Source organism: Dysgonomonas sp. PH5-45, assembly GCF_029893235.1.
In the GTDB taxonomy this organism is placed as follows: Bacteria; Bacteroidota; Bacteroidia; order Bacteroidales; family Dysgonomonadaceae; genus UBA1309.
Map to the genome: position 1 here is coordinate 1 of NZ_JARXWE010000050.1, position 5,319 is coordinate 5,319.

Genomic DNA, 5,319 nt, shown 5'->3' on the forward strand with positions numbered 1-5,319 from the left:
AGGCGTGGGAGATATTAAGTTCTTTATGTACAGACTGGCGATGCTATATTCGTGATATGTGACAAGGTTTATCAACCGGGAAAATCCGCTGACCCTTTGTTTTACCGTCAAGCCATTTGTCTTGTAGAGTGATAAGTTTGGCTTCAAGGGTTTCTATTTGTGGAGTTATGGACTTTGCCGTGTCCTTAAAACCACTTTTACGCTCCCTCGATACATCTTTCAATATCTCTACATACAAATCTGCTACCTCTTGCTTTGGTTTGAATGTGTACAATAGCTTTATAAACTCGTTATGTGCTTCATCTGCTCTAAATGAAGTATGGCCTGAGTTACCACAATAATAATAGCTGTAAACACCCCCATTTCCTTTAGAGGGGCTTGTTTTACTGACTTTGTTCCTGTTGCAACTTCCTTGAACAATATTCTTATTTCATCTGCTCTCTCACTTGGTTTAAGCACCGCATTCATTGCTGTCCCATTAAAATTGCAGATTGCTCTTTGAAATATTTGAAATTTAGTTAGTTACATCGGTTTTTCAAAAAAACGGATTTCAATTCTGACTTTTGCAAATTCTAATAGATTTGCAATGCATAAGGACAAATTCGTTTTCGCTCAGCTTACAGCCTTCCTTGATAGAAATAAGTTCAATCGAATCGTACCCAAGTATAACGGTGACAAGTATGTGAAGCACTTCACTTACTGGAATCAACTGCTTGCTCTCATGTTCGGTCAACTATCTAACAGGGAAAGTTTGCGAGATTTGATTATTGCTCTGGGTGCTCATCGCTCCAAATGCTATCACTTAGGAATGGGCAAGAACGTCTCAAAATCATCTTTGGCTCGAGCGAATCAAGATAGAGACTACCGAATTTTTGAAGAATTCGCTTACTCCGTGGTAAATGAAGCGCAGCAGAAACGTAAAACAGACATTTTCAAGTTGGGAGGAAACATATATGCTTTCGATTCCACAACTATTGACTTATGCCTGCATGTTTTCTGGTGGGCGAAGTTCCGAAAGAAGAAAGGCGGCATCAAGGTTCATACCCTGTATGATGTAGAAACCCAAATTCCGACATTCTTCCATATTACAACAGCTTCTGTTCACGATTCTAAAGACTGGCACGCCAAGGGAAGAGTCAATGTTATCGGAGCTATCTCAAACTTCAAATTATTGAATGTTTGTTTATTTCATTGCAATATAGATGCCGATGTTTTCTATGAATGGCTTACTCGAGAATTACTGCCGAATATCCCTCAAAATTCAGTTATTGTTCTTGACAATACTACATTTCACAAAAGGAATGATGCTTTATTGGCTGTACAACAACATGGCCATACTTTAGAATTCCTTCCTCCTTACAGTCCCGACTTAAATCCAATAGAAAGAAAATGGGCACAAGCCAAAAGTATCAGACGGAAGTTTGGATACTCAATTCAAGAACTTTTTATTTGTGCAAATATATGACGCTTTATTATGATTTAACTATAATAACGAACTTATATTCAGATGATTACGAAAATATACACATCTTCGTTATTGATTAATTTTCATGCGTTTGCCCTGAGGTACTATCCAAAAAGTATTTTTATCTCTCTGAGAATTGGATACTCTCCCAATCCAAAGAAAAAGCATAGAAAAAGGGACTTGCCCTATTTTTTTTGACAAGCCCCTTTTTCTGTTTTTTACTCAACTTAAATTATTTAAGTTCAATTTCTTGCTTGAGATCTATCTCCTCTTTATTGGCGTCGTAGAAATGATATTCGAGATACGAGAGGTTCTGGTTTGGAATCACTTTCAATCCTCTGGAGTATCTGAATTTCCATTTCGTTTGCAGAGAAGGTAGCCCCTGATTAATAAATGCTGCTACATAAGGATGTACATGCAAGGTAAATTTCTTCACTTTTAATACTTTCACCAGATAGCTGATTTTTGATTGCAACGAATCGGTGAAAAGTATAGATGGTCTTATTTCTCCTTTGCCAAAGCAATTGGGGCATACCTCTGTAGTAGTAACCTCCATTTCGGGGCGTACACGCTGGCGTGTAATTTGCATTAACCCGAATTTGCTTAATGGCAAAATATTATGCTTAGCCCTGTCATTGGCCATTATCTCCTGCATATGTGCCAACAGCTTGGCTCGATGTTCGCCTTGGGTCATATCAATGAAATCGATAACTATGATTCCACCCATATCCCTCAGCCGGAGTTGGCGGGCTATTTCTTCGGCAGCCGCCGAATTCACTTCGAAGGCTGTGGTTTCTTGTCCCTCTTTCGATTTTGTCCGGTTTCCGCTGTTCACATCTATCACATGCAATGCCTCGGTATGTTCAATGATGAGGTATGCCCCGTGCTTGAAGGTGACAGTTTTCCCGAAGAGGGCTTTAATTTGTTTTGTTACGGCAAAGTTGTCGAAAATAGGCAGATCGCCCGAATAATATTTCACAATATTTTTCTTTTCGGGGGCTATTATCGTTATATAGTCTTTTATTTGCTCTACAACCTCTTTGTCGTTCACATGGATTTCCTGATAGGTTGTATTGAACATATCCCGGAGGATACCCACAATACGGCCTGTTTCCTCAAAAACAAGGGCAGGAAGTTGTTTCTTTTGTATCTTGGGAATATTCTCTTCCCAGCGTTTCACAAGCACTTTCAGCTCCGTGTCGAGTTCTACAACTTTTTTGCCCTCGGCCACAGTACGTACTATAACACCAAAGTTCTTGGGTTTAATGCTCTGAATCAGTTTCTGGAGGCGAATTCGCTCTTCCTTCGACTTTATTTTTTGCGAAACCGATACTTTATCGTTGAATGGTATAAGAACCAGGAACCGTCCTGCAAACGACAGTTCGGACGTCAGTCGCGGCCCTTTGGTCGATATTGGCTCCTTTGCCACCTGTACCAGAATCTCTTGCCCTACTTTCAGTATATCGGCAATACTTCCGTCTTTGTCGATATCGGGTTCGAGATTCATTTTAGAGATTTGAGGGAATCTCTTTTTGTCGGCAAGCGCCTGCTTATAAAACTTATCTACAGATTTAAATTGCGGACCTAAGTCCAGATAGTGAAGAAAAGCATCTTTTCGGTATCCTACATCTATGAAGGCAGCATTCAATCCCGGCATAAGTTTTTTGACCTTTGCCGCATAGATGTTACCAACTGTAAACGAAACATCGCGGGCCTCTTTTTGCAGCTCAACAAGTTTTTTGTTTTCGAGCAAGGCTATCGACACCTCGTTGGGTTGTACATCAATAATTAATTCGCTGTCCATATATTATATAATCAATATTGCTTCTCTTTATTTTCAGAACAATGGGTTCATTATTCTGTGTTTCTACAAATACACAAAAACAAACCTAAAATATTAAAAATATTAAGTTTGTTTTTGTGTTTCATAATTAGCCTTTCAAAATTAAAGAGCTATTATTTTTTCTTTTTATGTCTGTTCTTCCTAAGTCTTTTTTTACGCTTATGGGTCGACATTTTATGTCTTTTTCTTTTCTTTCCGCTTGGCATAGCTTTTATTTTTGTGGGTTAATACTCCGTTATTTATTTTCCGAATTAATTATTTCTTCACCTGGCAAACAAAAGTTTTTGCTGGTTTAAATGAAGGTATATTATGCTCAGGAATAATAATTGTTGTATTTTTAGAAATGTTACGAGCTGTTTTTTGAGCTCTTTTTTTCACAACAAAGCTACCAAAACCTCTTAGATATACATTCTCGTTTTTACCCAGAGAGTCTTTTACAACTTCCATAAATGATTCTACAGTTGTAAGAACTGTTGCTTTATCGATTCCTGTGTTTTTGGCAATCTCGTTAACGATGTCCGCTTTAGTCATTGTTATTTTATATTATTGTTAATACTAATTTTTTGGACTGCAAATATATAGCTTTTTATTTACCTTTGAAAAAATAAAAGCCCATTTTTTCCGAAAGCTTTTATTGTTTTTCAAAAAGAACTCCCTATTAAGGGTAGAATACTAATTTTTAACACTATAACATTAACTTTCTTGAAAAAAGAAGCAGAGGAATCCAAAAATCTCAACTTAGCGGCTATCAGAAAAAAGCTCATTGGGTGGTATAGCCTTCACAAACGGGATTTGCCTTGGCGATGGACACAAGACCCATACCATATATGGCTATCGGAAGTTATTTTACAGCAAACCCGTGTGGCGCAAGGGCTCAGTTATTACAACAGCTTCATACGCCAATATCCCTCTGTTTGCCATCTGGCCGCCGCACCCGAAAACGAAGTTATGAAGCTATGGCAAGGCTTAGGCTATTACAGCCGTGCGCGAAACCTACACACTACCGCCAAAGTTATTTGCGACAGATACAACGGTGTATTTCCTTCCGATTATAAAACAATTCTGAGCCTGAAAGGCATAGGCCAATATACCGCCGCCGCGATAGCCTCGTTTGCCTATGGAATGCCCGTAGCTACTGTCGACGGCAACGTGTATCGGGTACTGTCACGCCTGTTTGCAATAGATACGCCCATTGATTCGACCGAAGGCAAAAAGCTTTTCGCTCTGCTTGCCGATAAGCTGCTGAATAAGGAAAACCCGGGCGAACATAACCAAGCTCTTATGGAGTTTGGGGCTTTGCAATGCACCCCAACATCGCCACAGTGCATAGACTGCCCTCTCGAAGGTCTGTGCCTGTCAAGAGCCGGCAACGATGTTTTGTGTTATCCCGTTAAACAAGGGAAAGCAGTGGTGAAACCCCGTTTCTTCAATTACTTCGATGTAAGGTGCAATGGCAATATCTTTCTGCACAAAAGAGCGGGAAACGACATTTGGCGCAACCTATATGAATTCCCCCTGATAGAAACACCAAGCTATATGCCCCTCAACGAACTGATGCAGACAAACCCTTTTGAAATAATGTTTGCCGATGCGGGGGCAGGTGCTTTCAGGAAAGAGTTTTCGGTGAAACACGTTCTTTCGCACCAGATCATTCACGCAAATTTCTATTCGGTAAATATCGAAAACGACAAATACTTCACAGAAAACTATCTCTCAACCCCTATCGAAAACATAGACCAATACCCTGTTCCGAGGCTTATCCACAAATATCTGGAGAAAAAGGAAGAAATTAAGTAACAATTTTATACATTATTAATGATAAATGTGTATTTTTGACTTTTTGAGCCTGGATAACTATGAATAAACCTTATTTCTATGCAGCAATAAGCATATTGCTTTTTTGTACTGCAACTTTAGGGTCAGCGGATTTTCCCGGTTGATAAACCTTATCACATATCACGAATATATCCTATCTTTGTGGGCATGAATCCCGAGAAGTTATTAGGAGCTA

General features: G+C 39.2%; 4 protein-coding genes and 2 pseudogenes. 3 read left to right on the forward strand and 3 right to left on the reverse strand.

Annotation, left to right across the window (positions count from 1 at the left end; all coding sequences use genetic code 11):
• Positions 1-279: 279 nt before the first annotated feature.
• Entirely contained in the window at positions 280-468 is a 189-nt protein-coding gene (locus M2132_RS11650; RefSeq protein ID WP_280698312.1) for a hypothetical protein, read from the reverse strand.
• 118 nt (positions 469-586) lie between these two features.
• Between M2132_RS11650 and M2132_RS12065 the strand changes: the two are divergent.
• Positions 587-1,111 (forward strand): annotated as a pseudogene (locus tag M2132_RS12065) (IS4 family transposase); the annotation flags it as partial.
• Between the two features lie 21 nt (positions 1,112-1,132).
• Positions 1,133-1,465 (forward strand): annotated as a pseudogene (locus M2132_RS12070) (transposase); the annotation flags it as partial.
• A 232-nt stretch (positions 1,466-1,697) separates the two neighbouring features.
• Here M2132_RS12070 and M2132_RS11660 read toward each other — a convergent pair.
• Together M2132_RS11660 and M2132_RS11665 are read right to left on the reverse strand one after the other, a co-directional pair.
• Positions 1,698-3,269 carry an Rne/Rng family ribonuclease gene (locus M2132_RS11660; RefSeq protein WP_280673731.1) on the reverse strand — a complete coding sequence of 524 codons (1,572 nt, stop codon included), beginning with the start codon at positions 3,267-3,269 and terminating at the stop codon, positions 1,698-1,700.
• A 294-nt stretch (positions 3,270-3,563) separates the two neighbouring features.
• Entirely contained in the window at positions 3,564-3,839 is a 276-nt protein-coding gene (locus M2132_RS11665; RefSeq protein WP_280673730.1) for an HU family DNA-binding protein, read from the reverse strand.
• 171 nt (positions 3,840-4,010) lie between these two features.
• On the opposite strand from M2132_RS11665, the gene mutY reads away from it, so the two are divergent.
• Entirely contained in the window at positions 4,011-5,105 is a 1,095-nt protein-coding gene (gene mutY, locus M2132_RS11670) for an A/G-specific adenine glycosylase (protein WP_280673729.1), read from the forward strand.
• The last annotated feature ends 214 nt before the right edge of the window (positions 5,106-5,319 follow it).

Coding starts and splice junctions, on each gene's coding strand:
- M2132_RS11660 (WP_280673731.1), bottom strand. CDS start 3,269: ATGGACAGCGAATTAATTATTGATGTACAACCCAACGAGGTGTCGATA.
- M2132_RS11665 (WP_280673730.1), bottom strand. CDS start 3,839: ATGACTAAAGCGGACATCGTTAACGAGATTGCCAAAAACACAGGAATC.
- M2132_RS11650 (WP_280698312.1), bottom strand. CDS start 468: ATGAATGCGGTGCTTAAACCAAGTGAGAGAGCAGATGAAATAAGAATA.